A 22,416-nucleotide genomic window follows, 5' to 3' on the forward strand; every position below is an offset into this window, starting at 1 on the left:
TTCTTATTTTAGAATCCGCCTTTGATGTACGTCCAGCCTTGTTCTTGTTTTTCTACAATTTCGGCAATTCCCACAGGTACATATTCTACTTCCGAAATGATTTGGTCTTTAGATACTTTTTGACTTTTCATTGTATTTTCGCACACTAAAAAGCGAACTCCTTTAGCTCTAAGTTCTTTTATCGCGTCTATTTGTTTTGATTTTGCAGACATTACAAATGGTAAACCCATGCTGTGAATCACTACTTCGTATTTAGCATTAGGCCAATGCGTAGTTAAGTTTTTTAATTGGTTTACAATTGCTTTTTGTTGTAAAGTGTCAACAGCATTGGTAAACTGAAAAACAATTTTGTGGTTATTCGGTTTTTTTTGAGCGAATGCAGCAATTGAAATCATGCTAAATACAAGGATAAATGAAAGCGTGAGGTTTTTCATAATTTGGTTTTAAGTAGTTAATTTTATTTTTTCTTTTTTGCTTCTTTAATAGGTTTGAAAGGTCCGAATTTATGTTGGATTTCCGTAAACGAATCTGAAAAAGGTCCAAAAGGATGATCGACCGGTTTTTTCGAAATATCGGGCCAATCTTGACTTAAATCTTTCGATGGTCTGTCCAGACTTTCCACATAAGCCGCAATATCCCAAGATTCTTCATCTGATAATTGAGGGTTTTCATACGTTGCGCCTAGTGGCATATTGTATTTTATGTAGCCAGCAAACCGACTGATTCTAAAAAGTCCTGCACCGCTATTATATGAATTTTTGCCCCAAAGTGGCGGATACGTATATTCCTTTTTGTCCGCTGCCAAAATTCCTTCGCCATTCACTTGATGGCAACTCGCACATTTGGCGTCATACAAAGCTTTTCCTTTGGCAGGATCAGCCGCACGATCTAAATATTCCAAATCATAGATTCCGGAGGCATTTGCTTCTTTGCCTTTTGGAACATTACTGCCAATGTACTCAATATAAGCAATCATGGCTTTCATTTCCCTGTCGTCTTTTGTGAGTGGCTGGCCGTTCAAGCTTCTTTCCATACAATCGTTGACTCTTTTGTAGAGATTTTCCACTTGGCCGCTACGCGCTCTCATTTTTGGATACATCGCATATACGGAACCATAATTGTTTCCCCAAGGTTTTGTACCTGCATCCAGATGGCAATTATTGCAATTCATCCCGTTAGAGATTTGTTTTACACTGCCATTTGGACCCAAATATTTAGCCGTATGCGCAATTAAATCTTTACCATATTCGACTTCTTGTTTTAAAGTGACATCAGTAATCAAATTGATATCAGCTGGCTTCCAGAATTTTGCCATTTCATTTTGCACCATCACTTTTTTCTTTGCATCGATATAAAGGGAATCGAGGTTTGAATCATTATTTTGAAACCAAGAGGTGATGGATGAATTGAAAAACACAACCAAGAATAACCCCATGACTAAGAAAATAATAGTCATAAAGAGATAAATCAGTCTTTTTACAAGCGATTTAAATTGGACGATATTTTGTTTTTCTGGAATCATAAATGTATTAATGAGGCAGTTTATCTCTAAAATATCCATAAACCCAAGTTCCTACTATTGCAAAAAATAGGGTTACAATCATAACGGTTGCACCCGTTCCAATTTGTGCAAACAATGGTCCAGGACAAGCTCCGGTTACTGCCCAACCCAACCCAAAGATAAGTCCTCCATAAATCTGACCTTTGTTAAAGGTTTTGTCGTGAAACTCAATTTTCTCACCGTAAATGGTTTTAATATTGAATTTTTTAATCAGGAAAACGGAAGTTATTCCAACCACAACGGCACTTCCAATAACGCCATACATGTGGAAAGATTGGAAGCGAAACATTTCCTGAATGCGATACCAACTGATAATTTCTGCTTTGATGAAAACAATACCGAATAAAATACCAATGACTAAGTATTTTAAATTGTGGTACCATTTGTGTTCCAATTGACTCTCGTTGATACAAACCGTATCCAAGGAACGCGTCTCGAAATCTGTATTTTGATCTTTAATGTTCATAATTCGTAATTTAAAGTGAAAGAATAAATGGTAAAATAACATTTGCCATAATCAATCCGCCAATGAAGAAACAACAAGTTGCTATAAGCGATGGCATTTGTAAATTAGACAAACCTGAAATAGCGTGACCACTGGTGCAACCTCCCGCATAACGAGATCCAAAACCAATGAAAAAGCCACCAATAACCATCATAAAAAATCCTTTCAGTGTAAACAAACTTTCCCATGAGAATAATTGCTCTGGCAACATACCGTAAATTTCAGTTATGCCGTAACCTGCCAATTCGGCTTTTAGATTTCCATCAATGATAATCGGATTAGGATTAGACAAAAAGCTATACGCAATTACACCGCCCAATAAAATACCGAAAACGAAAAACATATTCCAGATTTCTTTTTTCCAATCGTATTTGAAAAACTTTATGTTTGCCGGTAAACACATGGCGCAAGTATGACGTAATGAGGCACTAATACCAAATGATTTGTTACCAATGATTAACAAAGCTGGAACCGTAAGTCCAACTAATGGGCCTGCAATATACCAAGGCCAAGGTTCTCTGATTAATTCTAAAATTTCCATAATTATATTTTTATTACCACAAAGGTTATATTTATAAATGAGTAGTTATGTTACTTTTGTCACACAAGAAAAAAAAAGTAAAAATGACAGTAATTTTATTTTTTTAATAACTCATCTAGCTTTTCTCGGAACGAATCACTGTTCCAATTTGCGGTACCAATTTTGGCTACAATAACATTTCCGGATTGATCAATAAGATAGGTTGCCGGAATGGTTGAAGATTCCATTTCCAATGGAGGATTACTTAGTGATTGATAAACGGGAAGAGTCAAATTTTCTTTGACCATAAAAGCATTTGCTTTTTCGAATGAATCCGTTGTCACAAATAAAAAGACCATTTTATTTTGATAATCAGCATATAATTTTTGAATGCTTGGCATCTCGGCAATACATGGCGGACACCACGTTGCCCAGAAATTAATGAATACTATTTTTCCTTTGTATGCTTCTAGTGACACAGTCTTTCCGGTGGCATCTTTTAATTGCCATTGATAAGTGGAAAGCATTTTTTGATCTGTTACGGCTATAGTTTTGGGCGAAAAAGCAATTAATCGGTTTAAATGTACTTTTACAAAAGTGCCCAACGGGCTAAACAGAAGCAGCACTATCAATACGATAAAAACAATATTTTGAATAGTGGATTTTTTTGATTTTTTTGGTTCCATTTTTTTAATTATTATTTTCTAAAAAGAAATTATTTTGTGTTCAATTTTAGCTGTTTATTGTTTTATAAAGAGTCTTTCGGCATTCGGATTTCAATAATCAGTGACGATAAAATGGTGATGACTCCAATCAATATTATGGCGTAATCTATTCCAAATAAATCGGCTGTTATTCCTGAAATAATGGCGCCTATTGCATATCCTAAATCCCTCCAAAGTCGGAATGTACCTATGCTTTCAGCTCTCTGATGTGGATTTGTCGCTTGCGCAATTGCTGATAAAAAAGTGGGATAAACCAAAGCCGTTCCCAAACCTAAAAAGGCTGAAATGGTAGCCAATTGATAGAAAGCTGTTGCAAAAGGAATAAAAAGTATCGCAATTCCTTGCAGTAACATCCCCCAAAACAGCATCTTTTTTTTCGAATAAACATCAGACATTTTTCCGGTTACCAATTGCCCAAAACCCCAAACCGTAGGGTAAATAGCAGTTATAATTCCAATATCCGGGGAATCATAATGCAAGGAAAGCAACACAATAGGCAAAAGTCCCCAGATCATACCATCGTTCAGGTTATTGACTAGTCCGGCTTGCGTTATGGCGCTTAATGTTTTGTTTTTGAAAGTAGTTTCCAGAAAAACATTGTCTAATTTTTCATTTTTATTCGTTGTGTTTTCTTGGTGTACAAATACTCGAGTATCTTTCACAAAAAACAAAGTCAGCAGAAAACCAATTATCGAAATCCCGATTCCCAAGTAAAAAGGGTAGGGAGTAATGCCATATTTTTGGGCGATATAGCCAGAAAGAAATGCAACTAAACCAACGGCAAAATAACCGGCAAATTCGTTGAGTCCCATTGCCAGTCCGCGATCTTTTTCACCAACCAAATCAATTTTCATTACCACCGTACTGCTCCAAGTGAGCCCTTGGCTGATGCCCAAAAGAATATTGGCAAAAATCACCCAGTTCCAGGATTCTGCATATATTAAAATAAAGGGAATAGGTATTGCAAGCATCCATCCAAATAAAAGCAAATTTTTTCTACCAAAACGGTTTGCCAGTTTGCCCGTAAAATAATTGGTAATGGCTTTTGTAATTCCAAAGGCAACGATGAACGATAGAATAGCCGTTTTTGAAGCAATACCAAATTCAATTTCAGCAAATTTTGGTATAATCGTTCGTTCCATTCCTATCATTCCGCCAACAAAAGCATTGACAATAACCAAAATAGTAAATTGTTTCCAATTTTCTTTTAGTCCAAGTTTAGTTGTATTTGTTTTCAATTAAGAATGTTTAAGTCCAAAAATAGTTTATTTTTAAACTGATAGCTAGATTAGAAAAATTGTAAAATTAAAATGAGTTACTTTTTTATCACAAGTAATACTCTAATTGGTAATCGCCTATGTGTTTTTTATTTTCTGCAATGGATTTTTTATGTTTAAAATAGTTCACCGTTCCAAAAACAAAAATTAGAGATGAAATGATAAAAAGTACTATTTCAATAAGGAAACTATTATCAACTTTTAATAAATTTCGCAAACTCAAACCAGCAATTAAAAAGTACATTGCCGTTCTCAAGAAGGCAAGAAATGTGGATTGATTTGCAAGAACGGTGCGCTGTAGCGCTAATCGTTCTCTTAAAATTAAATCTTTATTTAATGCTTTTTTTGATTCCATGATATTTTTGAATTAATTTCAAAAGGTAGTTTGTAGTATTTATTAAATTTACTCATTTATGCGAATGAGAGTTAAAATGTGTCGTTTATAACAAACTTTTTGTTTCAAACGACACATTTTTACCTTGTTTACGATTTATGCAACGCTTCGTTTACATCCATCCAAGTACCACCATTAGTGACATTTTTAAAGCCATTTTGTTCCAAAATTAATTTGGCTTGACCGCTTCTATTTCCGCTTCTGCAGAAAACAATAATGGGTTCTTTTCCTTTAAATTGAGCCAATTGGTTTTGGATTTGATCCAAAGGAATATTGGTAGATCCTTGTACATGACCTTCTGCAAATTCTGCAGGTGTGCGAACATCAACCAAAAACGCACCTTCTTTTAATAATTTTTCCATTTGTGTTGTATCTTTTTTTGAAAACATATTTTTGAAAATTCCGAACATAATTATTTATTTTATTGTTTTAATACTTTGCTTTGACAAACAAAATCAGTTTTTGGAACGTCTGTTTTGCCTATCGCCCCAAATCCACCTTCTATTTCTGTAAAGTTTCTGTAGCCTCGTGCTTGTAAAATCGATGCAGCCATCATGCTACGATACCCTCCGGCACAATGCATGTAAAAATGCTCATCTGGATTGATGTCTTTTATCCATTCGTTAATATAAGCTAATGGTTTGCTGTAGGCTTCATCTACATGCTCTGCTTCATACTCACTTTCTTTACGAACATCGATTATTTTACTTTCCCCAATTTTGACTTCCGTAGCAAATTGTTCGGCTGTGATGCGATTGACAGTATCGATTTCAAAACCTGCTTTTTTCCAAGCTTCAAAACCACCTTCTAAATGTCCTATTAAATTATCAAATCCAACTCGGGTTAAGCGAGTTACAGTTTCTTCTTCAAATCCAGCTTCTGTAACTATTAAAATTGGTTGTTTCACATCGGCAATTAAAGCACCAACCCAAGGAGCAAAATCGCCATTAATACCAATGTTTATGGACTGTGGGACATATCCTTTTGCGAAAGCACCATTATCTCTAGTGTCTAAGATTAGAGCGCTAGTTTCTTCGGCTACAGCTTCAAATTCGGATGCATTAATGGCTCTCATACCGTTATTGAAAACATTTTCAAAGCTTTCAATTCCTTTTTTGTTCATAGCAACATTCATCCCAAAATAAGCTGGAGGAGGTAATAAACCTTCGGTAACTTCTTGTATAAATTCGGCTTCTGTCATAGTAGCTCGCAAAGCATAATTAGTTGCTTTTTGTTCACCAATGGTTGAAACCGTTTCTTTACTCATGTTTTTTCCGCAAGCAGAACCCGCACCATGAGCTGGATAAACAATGACTTCATCAGGTAGCGTCATTACTTTATCCCTTAACGAATGATATAATAGTGCAGCCAGCTGGTCTTGAGTCAAGTGTGCTGCTTTTTGCGCTAAATCTGGTCGGCCAACATCACCAATAAATAAAGTGTCTCCAGAGAAAATAGCATGCTCTTTTCCGTTTTCATCAAGTAATAAATACGTGGTACTTTCCATAGTATGACCTGGCGTGTGTAACACTTTTATCTTAACATTACCAAGCGTAAACTCTTGATTATCTTTGGCAGAAATAAATTCAAATTCAGGTGTAGCAGTAGGACCATAAACGATTGCTGCACCAGTTTTTTTACTTAGATCTAAGTGTCCCGAAACAAAATCAGCATGGAAATGGGTTTCGAAAATATATTTTAATTTTACACCGTCTTTTTCTAACCTTTCCATATAAGGTTCAGTTTCACGGAGTGGATCAATTATGGCAGCTTCACCATTTGAAGTAATATAATAAGCACCTTGTGCTAAACATCCAGTATATATTTGCTCTATTTTCATATTCTTGTATTTTCTTTATTATTTTATAATGCAAAGATATAGCATGAATGTAAGGAAGACAGTGACAAATGTTACACAAATAAAAAGTTGCTAGAGAATTATTTTTCTAAAATAGAAAGCGAGTGTCTTTTTTGAGGGTTACTATGCCTAACTTTTTCAAAAACAAAAAAACACCAGCTATTTAACTGGTGTTTTGGTGCTTAACTAATCAAATCAAAAATAAACTAATCAATAACGATGGTATGTGTTACAAACTCCGTAGCCGTTTTCTTGAATTTTAAATTGTACGTTCCAACAGTAGTTGATTTGAACTTGTAAACAGCCGTTTTACTGATTGGAGTAGTTCCACAATCAGTACCTTCATACTTAGATTCAACTTCAATAGTTTTTGTGTTTGCAGCAGCAGTTTCAATAAATTTGTTATAAGATCCACAATTGTTGTCAACTGAAAACGTCACCGTTAATGGAACTTCAACATTGATGTCTCCTGTTACAGCACCTTCAACTTTAGATACTAATGAAGTTTTTGTTACTGCGCTAGGCGTGTTGTCATCATCGCTACATGATGTAAAAGCTGTTGCAATAAATAGTACAACGACTGCTGCTTGTAATCTGAAATTTTTCATAATTATTAAATTTATTTGTTGTTCTAAGGATGCTGAAAAAATAGAAAGGTTGCTTTTTACTTTTTCAAAAAAAATGATTCGGCAATTGTTAAATAGCCTATAATGCTTTGGATGAGTCCACTAAAACAATTACTTTTTTTTTAAATTTTATAATTATGAAATGGGCTTATGAGGTCTTTTTCATTCGAATATGGATTAAGCTGTTTTTGTATAATGTAGTTGAAACTAAAATATCCATCTCTTTTCACCAGTAAAAAGAGATGGATATTGATTGCAATCTGATTATAAAGTTTAATTTTTATTTCTCAGTTATGGATTTTATTTTAAAAAAAGCTCTTTGGTGATAATATAAATTCCCATGACCAAAACAAACCAACCAAATGCGGGTTTTAGTTTGTCTCCATTTATTTTTTTTGATAGTGCGGTTCCAATAAAAATTCCAATAATTGCAAATGCTGAAATGGTAAGTAGAAATTGCCAATTAATTCCATTTTCTCCGCTTTCGCCAAAGAAACCAATTAATGATTTTGCAGCAATAATAACTAATGATGTTCCAACTGCTTCTTTCATTGGGAGTTTGCTTAATACAACTAATGCAGGAATAATTAAGAAACCACCACCAGCTCCTACTAATCCTGTTATTACGCCAACAATTGCTCCTTCGATAAGGATAAGTGGATAATTGAATTTTTGTTCTTCGGGTTTTTCGTTTGTAATTTTTTTGTCTTTTCGAATCATACTATACGATGCGGCAATCATAATTACTGCAAAAAGCAACATCATTAGTAGGTTTTTTGTAATTACAAATTTCCCTATAAAAAACACCTCTTTTGGAATTGCAGGAACGATTAAGGCTCTTGTAGTAAAAACAGCAATAATTGATGGAATCCCAAAAACGATAGCTGTTTTGATATTTACTAATCCTTTTTTGAAATAGCCCACAGTTCCTACAGCACTTGTAAGTCCTACAATAAATAAGGAATACGCTGTTGCTAAAACGGGTTCAATAGCGAATAAATAAACTAAAACAGGTACAGTAAGAATACTGCCACCACCACCTATTAATCCTAATGCAACGCCAATAAGTATGGATGTAAAATAACCAATATATTCCATGAGTTAAAAATTTTATACTGCAAAGATTGTCAGTTAAATTTCGGCGTACAGTAACATTTATCACATAGGTATTTTTTTTTAGAAAATATAGTAGAAAAAAGAGCATAAAAAACAGGAGGCCAATAGATCTAATGCTTTATCGAGTTTTTTACAGATTATTTTTAACGAACGAGTTTTTCTTTTATTACTTACAACTAATCAAATAGATTTGATGGCAATTCTGGTTTTAAAAGTATGTAATAAACAAAACTGCAGCTATTAATGTTCTGGATTTTTTGATGTAATTGTTGACCCTGCAGAAGCGATAATAACAAAAACAACAGCTAAAATTTCGTTGAAAGTTAGGATTTCTTGTAAAAAAATAAAAGCGCAAATGGATGCAGCAGCAGGTTCTAAACTCATCAAAATACTGAAGGTTCGTGCAGGAAGCTGCCCTAGAGCTTTCATTTCTAATGTAAACGGAATTGCACTGGATAATAACGCAAGCGCGATACCTAAACCTAAAAGAGGAGGAGTTAGGTTACTAAGGCCATTGCTTAGAATTCCAAAAGGAACAATTAATAGGGAAGCAAAGAGCATTCCGATGGTAACAGCATCTCCGCCTTTCATTATTTTTGAAATTTTTCCTCCCAAGACGATATAAGCTGCCCAAAGTGCACCAGCCAAAAGAGCAAACAATACCCCTAGAATATCTATTCCATCATTGTACCACGGAGCAATCAAAACGATTCCAGCTGCCGCAAGTAGTACCCAAAAAAAATCTATTATGCGTTTTGAACCCAGAACAGCTACTAATAAAGGACCAATAAATTCTAGTGTTACAGCAAGTCCAATGGGAATTCTCTCAATTGAAAGGTAAAAAATCAAATTCATTGCACCTAACGACAATCCGTATGGAATTACTAATTTCCATTGATTAGCAGTTATTTTTTTTAGGTTTGGTCTGTAAACGGCCCATAATAGTAATGCTGAAATACCAATTCTCAAGGATGCAGTTCCCGCAGCACCAATAGCAGGGAAAAGACCTTTCGCGATTGCCGCCCCAGATTGTACACTTATTATAGCTAAAAGTACAGCAGGTAATGGAGGAATGTTGATTGGTTTAAGTTTCATGAGGGTTTGACTATCGGCTTGTAAAACTACAAAATTTATAATTCAAAGTACTAGTGATGTTCGTAGTCATTAATTAATAATGCGTATCAAGGATTGAAATATCGGTTGTTGTGTCGTTAGGCACTGCATATTGATAGTATTTTAAATTAAAAATCGTTAGGGTTGTAGGTAAGAAACTTTGATTGTTTTGTTATCTACTTAAGCACACTAAATCCGTTTCGATTTTTTTATGTGCCAATTTTAAGTAGCTAAAGGCACATTTCAATCCTTAAATATTCTTATCAATTGCTTTCTTTTCGACTAATGAACTTATGCAAAAAGGGTTTACATAGTCTAAGATTGTTAATGGTTAAAAATGGGGACTTTTATTTTCTGAATTGATTCAATTTTGGAATTGTTGCCAGAAAGTTAGCTGCAATTAACGAAGAGAATGCACAAGATTCAACTGCATTTCATGGTAGAAAAAATAATTCTTTTCTTCGTCATTTTTTTTAAATAAAAAGGACGATTCTACATTTTCGTATCATCGTCCTTTTTGTATTTCGAATTTAGCAACGTGCTAAAAGTATGCTTTATTTTAGCTTTTTAGCGAAGCCATATCAATTACAAAACGGTATCGAACATCACTTTTCAGCATTCTTTCGTAGGCTTCGTTAATATCCTGCATCTTGATTATTTCAATTTCAGATACAATGTTATGCTCTCCACAAAAATCAAGCATTTCCTGCGTTTCTGCAATTCCACCAATTAGGGAACCCGCTACTGATTTTCTCCCCATGATCATAGGAACAGTATTCAAAATAGGTTCTAAACCACCTAAATAACCGACTAAAACCAAAGTTCCATTCGTATTTAAAGTTCCCACATACGGATTTATATCATGCACATACGGAACGGTATCAATGATTAAATCAAATTTTCCGTTTACAGCATTCATATGCGCTTCATCAGTTGAAATTACAACCGAGTCCGCACCCAGTTCTAATGCATCTTTTTCCTTATCTGGTGTTCTGGAGAAAAGAGTGACTTCGGCACCCAAACCTTTCGCTAGTTTTATAGCCATATGTCCCAATCCGCCTAAACCTACAACGGCAACTTTACTTCCTTTCCCAACTTTCCAGTGGCGTAGTGGTGACCAAGTCGTGATTCCTGCACACAATAAAGGTGCAGTTGCAGCCAAGTCAAGATTAGCGGGTACTTTTAAAACGAATTCTTCGTTGACTACTACTTTTTCAGAATAGCCACCAAAAGTCATTCCGCCTAAATATTTGTCGGGACCATTATAAGTGCCAACCCATCCATTAGAACAATACTGTTCCAAATCTTGTTTGCAATTATCACACGTTTTACAAGAATCGACTAAACAACCTACAGCAGCAAAATCTCCTACTTTTAGTTTAGTGACTTTGTTTCCTATTTTGGTTACTTTTCCTACGATTTCATGACCAGGAACTGCTGGATAAGCTGTAAATCCCCAATCATTTTTAGCAGTGTGTAAATCAGAGTGACAAACACCGCAATACAAAATCTCGATTTCAATATCATTTTCAGTAGCATTTCTACGTTGAATATCCATTTGTTTCAATGGCGCATCAGCCGCTACCGTACCGTAAGCTTTTACATTTGTGGTTTCCATTCTATAAATTTTTAAATTGTTTTTTTAGGTTTTCTTATAAAGCTTGTACTGTTTTAATTCGACAACAAGTTTGTGATTTGGAGTCGCAAAATAGCTTAAAATTCCTTTTTTATGAGTATCATTGAATTCCATTTGAAACACATTTTTAGAGTGTATATCTTAGGAAAACAATTGATTTACTTCAAAAGTTAACAGATTATAAAGATACTGTAATTAAGTTAAATATTTTATCTAATATGAATTTACTAAAGCATCTTTAGAGTTTTTAGGAGCAGAACAATTTCGTAGATAACAACCAAAGTCCTGCTGTCCGCTAAACCTTTTCCTAACCAAAAAAGCTAGGAAAAGTATAACTCTCGAAAAATCGAGATTGCTAGAACTCAATTTGACGTTTAGTTTTTTCTGAAAAAGGAGAAAAAGGAATGTATGGTATGTTGTCCTTTTTTTCTATTATTTTTTCCATAAGCTCAATAATTTTTTTTCATCATAGCTATTTTATATTTATGCCAACTCTTTGAGAGTAATTATACAGCAAAGAGATGTATATCCAGAAGTAAAATTTTACCAGATAGAAGCATAGATAAAAGAGTTTAAAAACTCATTTTTTTTGGTTTCCTCTAGCTATGTTTTCTATTAGTAAAGAGAAACGTCTTTCAAAATGCAAAAATAGTATGAATCTATTTGGTAAAAAAAAAACATAAAATTGAATTACACCCAACGGGCATTTATTCTAATATTAATTCACTTAAAGCTTCTTTGCTAAAGCCTTTTAATTGGTTATTTTCTCCTGCTTTTATTTTCGCTACCCAATTCGGATCTGATAAAAGGGGTCTTCCTACTGCTACAAGATCAAAATCACCTCTGTCTAAACGTCTTGTTAATTCATCCAAAGACGTAGGTTGAGAACTTTCGCCTGTAAAAGCTCCGAAGAAATCTCCTGAAAGTCCAACAGAACCTACTGTGATAGTTGGTTTTCCAGTGATTTTTTTAGCCCATCCTGCAAAATTAAGGTCATTATCTTCAAATTCCGGTTCCCAAAAACGGCGCTGTGAACAATGTAGTATATCAACACCAGCATCAATCAAAGGACTAAGCCAAGCTTCCATTTCTTGAGGTGTTTTTGCCAGTTTGAAGTTGTAATCCGATGGCTTGAACTGAGAAAGTCTCATGATTACGGCAAATTCTTCCCCTACTTGTTTTCTAATTTCTTTAATCACTTCTACGGCAAAACGAGTGCGTTCTGCTAAAGTTTTACCACCGTAAAGATCGGTACGTAGATTTGTCGCATCCCAGAAAAATTGGTCAATCAGATAATCGTGAGCACCATGTATTTCGATACAGTCAAAACCTAATCTTTTGGCATCAGCTGCAGCCTTTCCAAAAGCTATAATAGTATTTTCGATATCATTTGTTGTCATCGTGGTACCATTGCTAAAACCCGGTCTGTTTAGTCCTGACGGTCCTTCGAAAGGTACTGGTGGCACCCAACCGGAATGGTGGTTGTCCATAATTCCCATGTGCCATAATTGTGGTCCCATTTGTCCACCTGCGGTATGCACACCATCAATTACTTGTTGCCATCCTGCCAAAGATTGTGCTCCATAAAAGTGAGGAACATTAGCATCATTTGATGATGAAGGCCTATTAATTACTGTTCCTTCAGATAAAATTAAACCCACTTGACCTTCAGCTCTTTTTTGATAGTAAGCTGCTACTGTATCTGTTGGTATACCATTTGGAGAAAAAGAGCGAGTCATAGGGGCCATTACAATTCTGTTTTTAAGATGTAATGTCTTCAAGTTGAAGGGTGTAAATAAACTATTTGTATTCATATTGTATTATAGATTAGATTCAATTATTTTACTGAGTGCTGTAAATGCTTTTTCGTTGCGTTTGTAATAGGTCCATTGTCCAACACGTGTAGATTCTATAAATCCGGCACGTTGAAGAATTGATAGATATTCTGAAACGGTTGATTGGGTGAGTCCCGCTTTGGCTTGAATTTGTCCTACGCAAACTCCGTGCTCAAAACCAACCACTACTTGCTCCGGAAAATTTTTTTCCGGTTCTTTTAACCATTCCAGCATTTGTAATCTGGACTTGTTTGATAAGGCTTTAAATAGTTCTATTTGATCCATAGAGCAAATATATCGACTTTTCCCGATATACCAATTTAATGTACATTATTTTAGGATATATTTAGGAGTAGGAGCGCTTAGTTGAGTTAGAATTGTAAATGAGGTAGTTATTGGAGCAACAATTAAAAAAATACGGTGGTTTAAGTATCTACACATAAATAATTTGTATTTTGACCCCAAAAAAATAACTATTTATTAAAATGTCACAAAAAATAAAGCAATTTACAATTCATGAAGACTGGACGGTAGTACTTTTAGGTTTCCTCATTATTGGGCTATCTCTTTTTGTTTTTCTACCTTCGGTTCCTGTTTTTAAGTGGAATAGCGGAGCTGATTTATTACATGATGTATTGAATTTAAGTAATTTACAAGTCATTCTTTGGCAATTTTTATATCTTATTTCCGTAGGGAGTTTAGGTGCTTTAATGACAGGAAAGTCGGTGAAAAATTTCTTATTGGGTTTTCCGGCGGTTTATATATTGACAGTTATTGCGTTGATTATTGCGGGAAACAGTACAATAAAAGGGCTCAATTTAGAGGCTGTAATTTTTAGTTTGATTATTGGTTTGTTTATAGGTAACTTTTTTATGCTACCAGAATGGTTTCGAACAGCCCTATCTACAGAAATTTTTGTAAAAATTGGATTGGTGTTATTAGGGACTAGTGTCATATTTTCAGATATTCTTAAAGCAGGTTCTTTAGGGCTTATTCAAGCTTTGATAGTCGTATTGTCGGTTTGGTATTTTGCTTTTTGGTTGTGTAAAAAACTAAAAGTAGATGACGAGTTAACGATGATGATATCCAGCGCAGTTTCTATTTGCGGAGTTTCGGCTGCTATTGCTACTTCTGGCGCCATTAAAGGTGACTCAAAGAAACTTTCGTATGTAATCTCGATGGTTTTAGTAACCGCTATTCCCATGATGATTTTTATGCCAATTATTGCTAAGTATTTTAATTTTCCAGAGGAAGTTACGGGTGCTTGGTTGGGTGGTAGTATTGATACTTCGGGAGCAGTTGTAGCTTCTGGTTCGTTGGTGGGTGAAACGGCTTTGAAAATAAGTACGATTGTTAAATTTTCTCAGAATGTATTATTGGGTTTAGCCGCTTTTGCAATTTCTGTTTATTGGACTTACCGTCAAAATACAGCTGATGACGCTACTGTGTCTAAACCAACTTTAAAAGTGATTTGGGAACGTTTTCCAAAATTTGTTATTGGATTTATTGTTGCTTCTTTACTTTTTTCTTTTTTGCTTACTGCTGATGTTCGCGATGAGGTGAAAGATGGATTAAAGAATTTACAAGGGATTTGGTTTGCTTTGGCTTTTACAAGCATTGGTTTAGAAACTAATTTCAAAGATTTGTTTAGTAAAAACAGCAAAAAGCCACTTTATGCTTTCTTAATTGCGCAGTTATTTAATATCATTATCACTCTAATTATTGCCTTTATTTTGTTTGGAGAATGATGATTTGATTCATATCATAAGTTTAAAAAATCTATTTTACAATTTGTACAATGCATTTTATTTTAACCTAAATAAAGTGCTATAACTGTAATAGAGTGTACCCATGCTATTTTAAAGAATGTTATAGTATTGAAACTGTATTCATTTTGTTGCAAACATTTTTTAAGTGCTTCAAACGTTTTCGCTAATTTTTACTCGTTAAAGAAAATTTAAATTATTTTTTTCTTTCATTAGTTTCATTACTTTTGGCCTCCAAATGAGACTAACTGTATTTTTCTTGTACCTATTTTTCCATCTGCAAAGTGGAGGAAATTATGTTCATGCTACTTCGCGTGACAATAGCATTTCGCATGACAATAGCATTTATAGTTGTTTAATTTCCAAGTTTGAAAAAACGGATCAAGGGAGTTTTTCAAAGACTATTTCGAGCAGTATTACCATTAATTTTGCAGGCTTTGATCTAGAAGAAGAATATTCCAATAACGATTCTCTTAAAAATAGTGACTCAAATAAAAAAAATACTGGAAAATTCGATGTTTCAAAAGTTTGGTATCAGACATTTTCCTGCCAATCTGTTGTAAATCATTATTATAAGAATTTTAAAATCTTCTCGCCATCTTGTGGCCAGTCAAATCCTATTTACATTACACAACGTGTATTAAGAATTTGATTATTAGCGTAATCAGTTCCTAAATTCTTGATGCTTTCTACTACATGAATACATAATTCAATTGTTTTTATGGTATGATCGTTCAGATCCTTTTATGGAAACTGATGCCTTTTTACGTCCCAAGGAATTCTTAATTCCAAGTATTAAATCGCTTAATTTTCATTTTACATCATGAATAAAATACTCGTGTTCACGGGCTTAATTGCCGTATTGTGCCTTACTAGCTGTACAACTAAAAAACAAGAAAAAGAAGAAGAAACAAAATTTGTTGTTACCAATCCTATAAAAATTGATACTTCATTTACCAAGCAATATGTTTCACAAATTCGTTCTGTTCGAAATATCGAAATCCGAGCTCAAGAAAAAGGATTCCTACAAAATATTTATGTTGACGAAGGCCAGTTTGTAAGAAAAGGCCAGCTTTTGTTTAGAATTATGCCGGGAATGTATCAGGCAGAATTGCTTAAAGCAAAAGCCGAAGCCAAAGGAGCTGAGATTGAATTGCAAAATGCAAGAATGCTGGCAGATAAAAATATAGTCTCCAAAAATGAACAAGCATTGGCTCAAGCCAAATTAGAGCAGGCGAGAGCCGAAGTTGCTTTAGCAAAACTTCATTTGTCATTTACCGAAATCAGAGCGCCCTTCGACGGGACTATTGACCGTATACCTAAAAAATTAGGCAGTCTAATCGATGAAGGGGAATTGTTAACGAGTCTTTCTGATAACAGTCAGATGTTTGCCTATTTTAACGTTTCAGAACCAGAATATTTAGACTATCAAACAAACATAAAAGACCGCGCAAATACTAATGTCAGCTTGCTTTTGGCAAATAATGAACTCTTTAAATCAAAAGGAAATGTTGAGGTTATTGAAAGTGAGTTTAACAACGAAACAGGGAATATTGCTTTCAGAGCACGATTCCCAAACACTAATAAATTATTGAGACACGGAGAAACGGGATCGGTTCAAATGCTAGTTCCGCTAAAAAATGCTATTGTAATTCCACAGAAAGCGACTTATGAAATTCAAGATAAAAATTATGTTTTTGTAGTCAACAAAAACAATGTCTTAGAATCAAAGGAAATTACGATAACTGGAGAAATTCCAGATTTGTATGTTATTTCAACTGGGATTACCGAAAATGATAAAATTTTACTAGAAGGTATTCAGAAAGTAAAGGATAATGAAAAAATCAAGTACGATTATGTATCACCTAAAGAAGTTATTAGCCATTTACGAGTAAAAGCAGAATAGTTTAAAGTGTTAAGTATTCTGTTTATACTTTAAAACTCCAATTTGGTTTAATCATTAAAAAAATAAATAAATGTTTAATAAATTTATACAAAGACCTGTACTTTCGATAGTAATATCGCTTGTAATTGTCTTTTTAGGAATATTATCGGTAGTGAATTTACCGATTACTCAGTTTCCAACCATTTCGCCTCCAATGGTAAATGTTACGGTAGATTATCCTGGATCTAATGGAGAATTGATGATTAAATCGGTTATTATTCCTTTAGAAAGAGCTTTGAATGGGGTTCCAGGAATGAAATACATGACTTCCGATGCAGGAAATGATGGAGAAGCTTCTATTCAATTAGTATTTAATTTGGGTACTGACCCCAATCAAGCGGCCATTAATGTTCAAAATCGTGTAGCTTCGGTTACCAATAAATTACCTCCATTAGTGATAAGAGAAGGGGTGAAGATTACTCGTGAAGTCCCAAGTATGTTGATGTATGTGAATCTTTTTAGCAAGGACAAAAATACCGACATGAAGTTTTTATACAACTATGCCGACATTAATGTGCTATCAGAATTAAAAAGGGTAAATGGTGTAGGCTCTGGAGATATTCTAGGAACACGTGAATACGCGATGCGTATTTGGCTAAAACCTGATCGTATGTTGGCTTACAAAATATCCACAGACGAAGTAATGGAGGCTTTATCGAGTCAAAGTTTAGAAGCTTCGCCAGGAAAAACTGGAGAAGCCTCGGGTAAACGTTCACAAGCATTTGAATATGTATTAAAATATTCAGGACGTTTTACAACCAAGGAACAATACGGAAATATTGTAGTACGATCCAATAGTAACGGAGAATTATTACGTTTGAAAGATATTGCCAAAGTTGAATTTGGAAGTTCCATGTATGATATTTATTCTAATTTGAACGGAAAACCTTCAGCCGCAATTGTATTGAAACAATCTTTTGGAAGTAATGCCAATCAGGTAATTAAAGATGTAAAAGCTAAATTAGAAAAAATAAAAACTAAGTTCCCTAAAGGAATGGATTATGAAATCTCGTATGACGTTTCTAAATTCTTGGATGCTTCTATCGAAAAAGTAATTCACACCTTGGTTGAAGCTTTTATTTTAGTAGGATTAGTAGTATTTTTATTCTTGGGCGATTGGCGTTCTACGGTTATTCCAGCCATAGCGGTTCCAGTTTCTTTAGTTGGAACCTTTGCCTTTATGACTTTCTTTGATATATCATTAAACTTAATAACACTTTTTGCTTTGGTTTTAGCCATTGGAGTCGTAGTCGATGATGCCATTGTGGTTATTGAAGCCGTTCATGCCAAGATGGAAGAAGAACATCTCTCGGCTATTAAAGCTACTAAAAAAGCGATGCACGAAATTGCAGGGGCTATTATTGCAATCACTTTCCTGATGGCAGCGGTATTTATTCCAGTAGCTTTTATGTCTGGTCCAGTAGGAGTATTTTACAGACAATTTTCTATTACAATGGCAACGGCTATTATCCTTTCGGGTGTCGTGGCTTTAACTTTAACACCAGCACTTTGTGCCATGATGTTAAAAAATAATCACGGTAAACCTAAAAAGAAGACACCTATCAATCGATTTATTGACGGTTTCAATAATAAGTTTAACCTAGCACAAGGCAAATACCAAAATGTCTTAGCCAAAATTGTAAATAGAAGAGTCATCACTTTCATTGCACTTATAGGATTTTGTGCAGGAACATGGCTAGTGAGCAGTACTGTCCCTTCTGGATTTATTCCGAATGAAGATCAGGGAATGTTTTACGCTATTATTCAAACACCTCCGGGTTCCTCATTAGAAAGAACCAATAATATTGCCGATCAATTGCAAAAAATAGCTGAAGGAATAGAAGGTGTAAAATCAGTTTCATCATTAGCAGGTTATGAAATTTTGACCGAAGGAACAGGGGCTAATGCAGGAACCTGTCTGATTAATCTTAAGGACTGGAATGACAGAAAGCATTCTGTTCAAGAGATTATGAAAGAGCTGGAAGAAAAATCAGAAGGCATTCCAGAAGCCAATATCGAGTTTTTTCAACCACCGGCGGTACCTGGATATGGAGCAGCAGGAGGATTTGAACTTCGCTTGCTGGACAAAACAGGTTCGGCAGATTTTAAAAAACTAGAAGAAGTCAATAAAGAATTTGTCGAAGAATTGAACAAACGTCCTGAATTAACGAATGTCTTTAGTTTTTTTAGTGCTAGTTTTCCGCAGTTTATGATGAAAGTTGATAATGATATTGCACAACAAAAAGGAGTTTCTATAGAGAATGCCATGAACACTTTGTCGACATTGGTTGGAAGTAATTACGAAATTAGTTTCATTAAATACGGAATCAATTATAAAGTAATTGTTCAGGCATCACCGGAATATCGCGCGCAACCCGATGATATTTTAAAATTGTATGTAAAAAACAATCGGGATGAAATGGTACCTTTTTCTGCCTTTATGAAATTAGAAAAGGTGTATGGTCTTTCGGAAATTACCAGACATAATATGTACACTTCTACTGAAATTAGCGGTGGAGCTGCGCCAGGCTATAGTTCTGGAACTGCGATTAAAGTGATTCAGGAAGTGGCTGCCAAAAAATTACCAAGAGGGTATGATATTGATTGGGCAGGAATTTCTGCCGATGAGGTAGCACAAGGCAATCAGGCCATTTGGGTATTCCTGATTTGTTTGGGATTTGTGTATTTGGTTTTGGCTGCTCAATACGAAAGTTTTATTCTGCCTTTATCGGTTATTCTATCTTTACCCGCTGGTATTTTTGGAGCTTTTCTTTTGCTAAAATTAACAGGATTAGAGAACAACATTTATGCACAAGTTGCCATGGTAATGCTTATTGGTTTGCTGGGCAAAAATGCGGTTTTGATCGTAGAATTCGCTATCCAAAGGCATGCTGCAGGTAAATCAGTTCTCGAATCAGCAATGGAGGGCGCAAAAGCCAGATTCCGTCCTATTCTAATGACATCTTTTGCTTTTATAGCAGGATTGCTACCGCTTGCTTTTGCTACAGGGCCCGGTAAAATTGGAAACCGAACTATTGGTACGGCAGCCGCAGGAGGAATGTTGATAGGGACTATTTGCGGTGTGTTCTTAATACCAGGATTGTACTATGTTTTTGGTAGAATTGCTGAGAAATACAAGTTGGTCAAAAATGAAAAAGAAAATCCATTAACCGAAGAATTCGATAATAATCATGCATAAAATAAAGATTAATAAATTTCTTATACCGCTAGGCATTTGCTTGGCGGTGGTAAGTTGTACTCCAGCTCTTGCGCCCTTGGCAGCAACCAAGGCTGTTCCTGAATCATTCGATAAAAGTATGGATACGATTACTACAGCTACGGCTCCTTGGCGTACCTATTTTAAAGATCAAAATCTGATTCATTTGATTGATATTGCCTTGCAAAACAATCAAGAATTACAGATTACTTTACAGGAAATTGAAATAGCTAAAAATGATATTCGTGTTCGTAAAGGAGCATTGTTACCAAAAGTGGGTATTGGTGCTGGTGCAGGAATTGAAAAAGTGGGCAGATACACCAGTCAGGGAGCAGGAGATGCTTCAACTGAAATAAGACCAGGTCTAGAAATGCCAGAACCATTGGGTGATTTGAAAATAGCCGCTTATGCCAATTGGGAAGTGGATATTTGGAAAAAATTACGTAGTTCCAAAAAAGCAGCCATAAGTCGGTATTTATCAACTGTCGAAGGGAAGAATTTTGTGATAACCAATCTTATTGCTGAGGTTGCTAATTCTTATTACGAATTGTTGGCTTTGGATAGCCAATTGGATATCGTAAAACAAACCATTAACTTGCAGTCGAATGCTTTAGAAATTGTAAAAATTCAGAAAGAAGCAGCCAGAACGACTGAATTAGCAGTTCAGAAATTTCAGGCTGAAGTTATGGCATCTAAAAGTATGGAGTTTGAGATTCTTCAAAACATAAAAGAAACGGAGAATAAAATTAACTTCCTACTTGGACAATATCCACAAGAAATAAAGAGAGATAAAACTAATTTTGTGGATTTAATACCTTCGGGAATTAGTTCTGGAATTCCTGCGCAATTGCTCGCCAATCGTCCTGATATAAAACAAGCTGAATTAGAATTAGAAGCAGCGAAACTTGATGTAAAAACGGCTCGCGCCGAGTTTTATCCTTCACTAGATATTACTGCAGCGGTAGGTTTTAATGCTTTTAAACCTTCGTATTTATTCACGCTTCCGGAATCGTTATTGTATGCATTAGCTGGGGATTTAACAGCTCCGTTAATTAACAGAAATGCGCTAAAAGCAGAATATAGTTCTGCTAACGCCAGACAAATTCAAGCTTTGTACAACTATGAACGTTCGATTCTGAATGCGTATTTGGAAGTTTCTAGTCAGCTTTCTAAAATCAATAATTTAGAAAAAAGCTATGATTTGAAATCGCAACAAGTAGCTGCTTTGAACCGATCTATTGCTGTAGCAGGTGATTTATTCAAGTCTGCCAGAGTAGATTATTTTGAAGTTTTGATGACGCAACGTGATGCTTTGGAATCTAAACTAGAATTGATTGAAACCAAAAAAGCCCAACTTAATGCCTCAGTTCTGGTATATCGAGATTTAGGTGGCGGTTGGAAATAAATAAGTGTATCGCCTTGAATAAATAGGATTAGATTAATTATTTTTTAAACAGTAGTAAGCACAAGTTTACTACTGTTTTTTTGTTTTATAAGAACAGATTTAAATTTGGTTTTGATTCTGCTATTATTGTTAAGTCTTGATTTCACTGAAATTTAGACATAAAAAAAACCTTGTAATTCAATTGATTACAAGGTTTTAAGTGGAGTCGATGGGGCTACAATCGAACACCTAATTCCTATATTAACTTTTTTTGACAGTTTAAAATTGTAATGTAATCATTTGATTTTAAGTGATTTGATTTTTTTTAATTCAATGATTATTTTTTAAGTTCAAAATATTTACCTAACTGTTTTTAACGTTTTTCAATAATTCTAAGTTTTTTAAAGATAAAAAGTTGTGTTTAAAAGAACCGTTAGAGTTCGACTGTCGAACTCTTTTTCACAGTCGAACACTTTATGTAGGTAGAAATTATGATAGATTATTCCAAGCATTTAATTTCATAGAACTTAAAGGAAAAAGTAATAAAAATTAGATTTCTTAAAATTACCGCCATAGCAGTAAAATAGCTTTTTTTTTACCTTATTTAAGCTCATTTACTCTTATTTGTATAAGAATTACCGTTATAGCAGTAAAAATTGATAGTTTTATTTTAATTACTTGTAATTTATAGCATATTTGTTTATTTTTACTGTTAAAGCGGTAAAAATGAATGATTTTAATTTGGGTCTCTTCATAAAAGAGCATCGTAAACAAGCAGGATTGACACAATTAGAACTGGCTAATCTGGCAGGAGTAGGGAAGACTACCCTTTTTGATATTGAAAAAAATAAAGAAACGGTTAGTTGGAATAATCTTTTAGCTGTTCTAAAAGTATTAAACATTGAAATCCAGTTTAAAAGTCCAATCAATAAATAATT

At 34.5% G+C, this 22,416-nt stretch carries 21 protein-coding genes; 6 read left to right on the forward strand and 15 right to left on the reverse strand.

The window, feature by feature from the left end; all coding sequences use genetic code 11:
- Positions 1-8 precede the first annotated feature (8 nt).
- The 15 genes from V5J73_RS06020 to V5J73_RS06090 all read right to left on the reverse strand — a co-directional run bounded on the left by V5J73_RS06020 (position 9) and on the right by V5J73_RS06090 (position 13,451).
- On the reverse strand, positions 9-434 hold the full coding sequence (locus V5J73_RS06020; RefSeq protein WP_165152999.1) for a DsrE family protein: 426 nt from the start codon (positions 432-434) through the stop codon (positions 9-11).
- Between the two features lie 23 nt (positions 435-457).
- Positions 458-1,456 carry a c-type cytochrome gene (locus V5J73_RS06025; RefSeq protein WP_338648293.1) on the reverse strand — a complete coding sequence of 333 codons (999 nt, stop codon included), beginning with the start codon at positions 1,454-1,456 and terminating at the stop codon, positions 458-460.
- A 73-nt stretch (positions 1,457-1,529) separates the two neighbouring features.
- Positions 1,530-2,027 (reverse strand): DUF6691 family protein, encoded by a 498-nt coding sequence (locus V5J73_RS06030; protein WP_338648294.1) that lies wholly within the window; start codon positions 2,025-2,027, stop codon positions 1,530-1,532.
- Positions 2,028-2,037: 10 nt separating this feature from the next.
- Positions 2,038-2,607 carry a YeeE/YedE family protein gene (locus tag V5J73_RS06035; RefSeq protein ID WP_445236415.1) on the reverse strand — a complete coding sequence of 190 codons (570 nt, stop codon included), beginning with the start codon at positions 2,605-2,607 and terminating at the stop codon, positions 2,038-2,040.
- A gap of 95 nt (positions 2,608-2,702) precedes the next feature.
- Positions 2,703-3,272 carry a TlpA family protein disulfide reductase gene (locus V5J73_RS06040; protein WP_338648296.1) on the reverse strand — a complete coding sequence of 190 codons (570 nt, stop codon included), beginning with the start codon at positions 3,270-3,272 and terminating at the stop codon, positions 2,703-2,705.
- Positions 3,273-3,334: 62 nt separating this feature from the next.
- Positions 3,335-4,549, reverse strand: coding sequence for an MFS transporter (locus tag V5J73_RS06045; RefSeq protein WP_338648297.1), 1,215 nt, complete (start codon positions 4,547-4,549; stop codon positions 3,335-3,337).
- Positions 4,550-4,637: 88 nt separating this feature from the next.
- Positions 4,638-4,943, reverse strand: coding sequence for a DUF202 domain-containing protein (locus V5J73_RS06050; RefSeq protein ID WP_338648298.1), 306 nt, complete (start codon positions 4,941-4,943; stop codon positions 4,638-4,640).
- A 128-nt stretch (positions 4,944-5,071) separates the two neighbouring features.
- Positions 5,072-5,392 (reverse strand): rhodanese-like domain-containing protein, encoded by a 321-nt coding sequence (locus V5J73_RS06055; protein WP_338648299.1) that lies wholly within the window; start codon positions 5,390-5,392, stop codon positions 5,072-5,074.
- Positions 5,393-5,403: 11 nt separating this feature from the next.
- Positions 5,404-6,822 (reverse strand): MBL fold metallo-hydrolase, encoded by a 1,419-nt coding sequence (locus V5J73_RS06060; protein WP_338648300.1) that lies wholly within the window; start codon positions 6,820-6,822, stop codon positions 5,404-5,406.
- Between the two features lie 224 nt (positions 6,823-7,046).
- Positions 7,047-7,448 (reverse strand): hypothetical protein, encoded by a 402-nt coding sequence (locus tag V5J73_RS06065; protein WP_338648302.1) that lies wholly within the window; start codon positions 7,446-7,448, stop codon positions 7,047-7,049.
- Positions 7,449-7,766: 318 nt separating this feature from the next.
- Positions 7,767-8,564, reverse strand: a complete 798-nt coding sequence (locus V5J73_RS06070; protein WP_338648303.1) for a sulfite exporter TauE/SafE family protein — start codon at positions 8,562-8,564, stop codon at positions 7,767-7,769.
- A gap of 258 nt (positions 8,565-8,822) precedes the next feature.
- Positions 8,823-9,677, reverse strand: coding sequence for an EamA family transporter (locus V5J73_RS06075; protein WP_338648304.1), 855 nt, complete (start codon positions 9,675-9,677; stop codon positions 8,823-8,825).
- 577 nt (positions 9,678-10,254) lie between these two features.
- Positions 10,255-11,313, reverse strand: a complete 1,059-nt coding sequence (locus tag V5J73_RS06080) for an NAD(P)-dependent alcohol dehydrogenase (protein ID WP_338648305.1) — start codon at positions 11,311-11,313, stop codon at positions 10,255-10,257.
- 725 nt (positions 11,314-12,038) lie between these two features.
- Complete coding sequence (locus tag V5J73_RS06085; RefSeq protein WP_338648306.1) at positions 12,039-13,145, reverse strand: NADH:flavin oxidoreductase; 1,107 nt, start codon at positions 13,143-13,145, stop codon at positions 12,039-12,041.
- Positions 13,146-13,151: 6 nt separating this feature from the next.
- Positions 13,152-13,451, reverse strand: a complete 300-nt coding sequence (locus V5J73_RS06090; protein ID WP_338648307.1) for an ArsR/SmtB family transcription factor — start codon at positions 13,449-13,451, stop codon at positions 13,152-13,154.
- Positions 13,452-13,651: 200 nt separating this feature from the next.
- Between V5J73_RS06090 and V5J73_RS06095 the strand changes: the two genes are divergently transcribed.
- The 6 genes from V5J73_RS06095 (at position 13,652) to V5J73_RS06120 (ending at position 22,414) form a co-directional block, all read left to right on the forward strand.
- Positions 13,652-14,914: a YeiH family protein gene (locus V5J73_RS06095; RefSeq protein WP_338648309.1), complete on the forward strand. Its 1,263-nt coding sequence runs from the start codon at positions 13,652-13,654 to the stop codon at positions 14,912-14,914.
- Between the two features lie 256 nt (positions 14,915-15,170).
- Entirely contained in the window at positions 15,171-15,584 is a 414-nt protein-coding gene (locus tag V5J73_RS06100; protein WP_338648310.1) for a hypothetical protein, read from the forward strand.
- 171 nt (positions 15,585-15,755) lie between these two features.
- Positions 15,756-16,838: an efflux RND transporter periplasmic adaptor subunit gene (locus tag V5J73_RS06105; protein ID WP_338648311.1), complete on the forward strand. Its 1,083-nt coding sequence runs from the start codon at positions 15,756-15,758 to the stop codon at positions 16,836-16,838.
- A gap of 70 nt (positions 16,839-16,908) precedes the next feature.
- Positions 16,909-20,076: an efflux RND transporter permease subunit gene (locus tag V5J73_RS06110; RefSeq protein ID WP_338648312.1), complete on the forward strand. Its 3,168-nt coding sequence runs from the start codon at positions 16,909-16,911 to the stop codon at positions 20,074-20,076.
- Positions 20,069-21,499, forward strand: a complete 1,431-nt coding sequence (locus tag V5J73_RS06115) for a TolC family protein (RefSeq protein WP_338648313.1) — start codon at positions 20,069-20,071, stop codon at positions 21,497-21,499. Before V5J73_RS06110 ends, V5J73_RS06115 begins: the two co-directional genes overlap by 8 nt.
- Before the next feature lie 705 nt (positions 21,500-22,204).
- The gene (locus V5J73_RS06120; RefSeq protein WP_338648314.1) at positions 22,205-22,414 is read left to right on the forward strand and encodes a helix-turn-helix domain-containing protein; all 210 of its coding nucleotides are present in this window, start codon (positions 22,205-22,207) and stop codon (positions 22,412-22,414) included.
- Positions 22,415-22,416 lie beyond the last annotated feature (2 nt).

Source organism: Flavobacterium sp. KS-LB2 (assembly GCF_036895565.1).
Lineage (GTDB): Bacteria > Bacteroidota > Bacteroidia > Flavobacteriales > Flavobacteriaceae > Flavobacterium.

Excerpts from the sequence above, each read along its gene's own strand:
- V5J73_RS06020 (WP_165152999.1), bottom strand. The coding sequence starts at position 434 with ATGAAAAACCTCACGCTTTCATTTATCCTTGTATTTAGCATGATTTCA.
- V5J73_RS06025 (WP_338648293.1), bottom strand. The coding sequence starts at position 1,456 with ATGACTATTATTTTCTTAGTCATGGGGTTATTCTTGGTTGTGTTTTTC.
- V5J73_RS06030 (WP_338648294.1), bottom strand. The coding sequence starts at position 2,027 with ATGAACATTAAAGATCAAAATACAGATTTCGAGACGCGTTCCTTGGAT.
- V5J73_RS06035 (WP_445236415.1), bottom strand. The coding sequence starts at position 2,607 with ATGGAAATTTTAGAATTAATCAGAGAACCTTGGCCTTGGTATATTGCA.
- V5J73_RS06040 (WP_338648296.1), bottom strand. The coding sequence starts at position 3,272 with ATGGAACCAAAAAAATCAAAAAAATCCACTATTCAAAATATTGTTTTT.
- V5J73_RS06050 (WP_338648298.1), bottom strand. The coding sequence starts at position 4,943 with ATGGAATCAAAAAAAGCATTAAATAAAGATTTAATTTTAAGAGAACGA.
- V5J73_RS06055 (WP_338648299.1), bottom strand. The coding sequence starts at position 5,392 with ATGTTCGGAATTTTCAAAAATATGTTTTCAAAAAAAGATACAACACAA.
- V5J73_RS06060 (WP_338648300.1), bottom strand. The coding sequence starts at position 6,822 with ATGAAAATAGAGCAAATATATACTGGATGTTTAGCACAAGGTGCTTAT.
- V5J73_RS06065 (WP_338648302.1), bottom strand. The coding sequence starts at position 7,448 with ATGAAAAATTTCAGATTACAAGCAGCAGTCGTTGTACTATTTATTGCA.
- V5J73_RS06070 (WP_338648303.1), bottom strand. The coding sequence starts at position 8,564 with ATGGAATATATTGGTTATTTTACATCCATACTTATTGGCGTTGCATTA.
- V5J73_RS06075 (WP_338648304.1), bottom strand. The coding sequence starts at position 9,677 with ATGAAACTTAAACCAATCAACATTCCTCCATTACCTGCTGTACTTTTA.
- V5J73_RS06080 (WP_338648305.1), bottom strand. The coding sequence starts at position 11,313 with ATGGAAACCACAAATGTAAAAGCTTACGGTACGGTAGCGGCTGATGCG.
- V5J73_RS06085 (WP_338648306.1), bottom strand. The coding sequence starts at position 13,145 with ATGAATACAAATAGTTTATTTACACCCTTCAACTTGAAGACATTACAT.
- V5J73_RS06090 (WP_338648307.1), bottom strand. The coding sequence starts at position 13,451 with ATGGATCAAATAGAACTATTTAAAGCCTTATCAAACAAGTCCAGATTA.
- V5J73_RS06095 (WP_338648309.1), top strand. The coding sequence starts at position 13,652 with ATGTCACAAAAAATAAAGCAATTTACAATTCATGAAGACTGGACGGTA.
- V5J73_RS06100 (WP_338648310.1), top strand. The coding sequence starts at position 15,171 with ATGAGACTAACTGTATTTTTCTTGTACCTATTTTTCCATCTGCAAAGT.
- V5J73_RS06105 (WP_338648311.1), top strand. The coding sequence starts at position 15,756 with ATGAATAAAATACTCGTGTTCACGGGCTTAATTGCCGTATTGTGCCTT.
- V5J73_RS06110 (WP_338648312.1), top strand. The coding sequence starts at position 16,909 with ATGTTTAATAAATTTATACAAAGACCTGTACTTTCGATAGTAATATCG.
- V5J73_RS06115 (WP_338648313.1), top strand. The coding sequence starts at position 20,069 with ATGCATAAAATAAAGATTAATAAATTTCTTATACCGCTAGGCATTTGC.
- V5J73_RS06120 (WP_338648314.1), top strand. The coding sequence starts at position 22,205 with ATGAATGATTTTAATTTGGGTCTCTTCATAAAAGAGCATCGTAAACAA.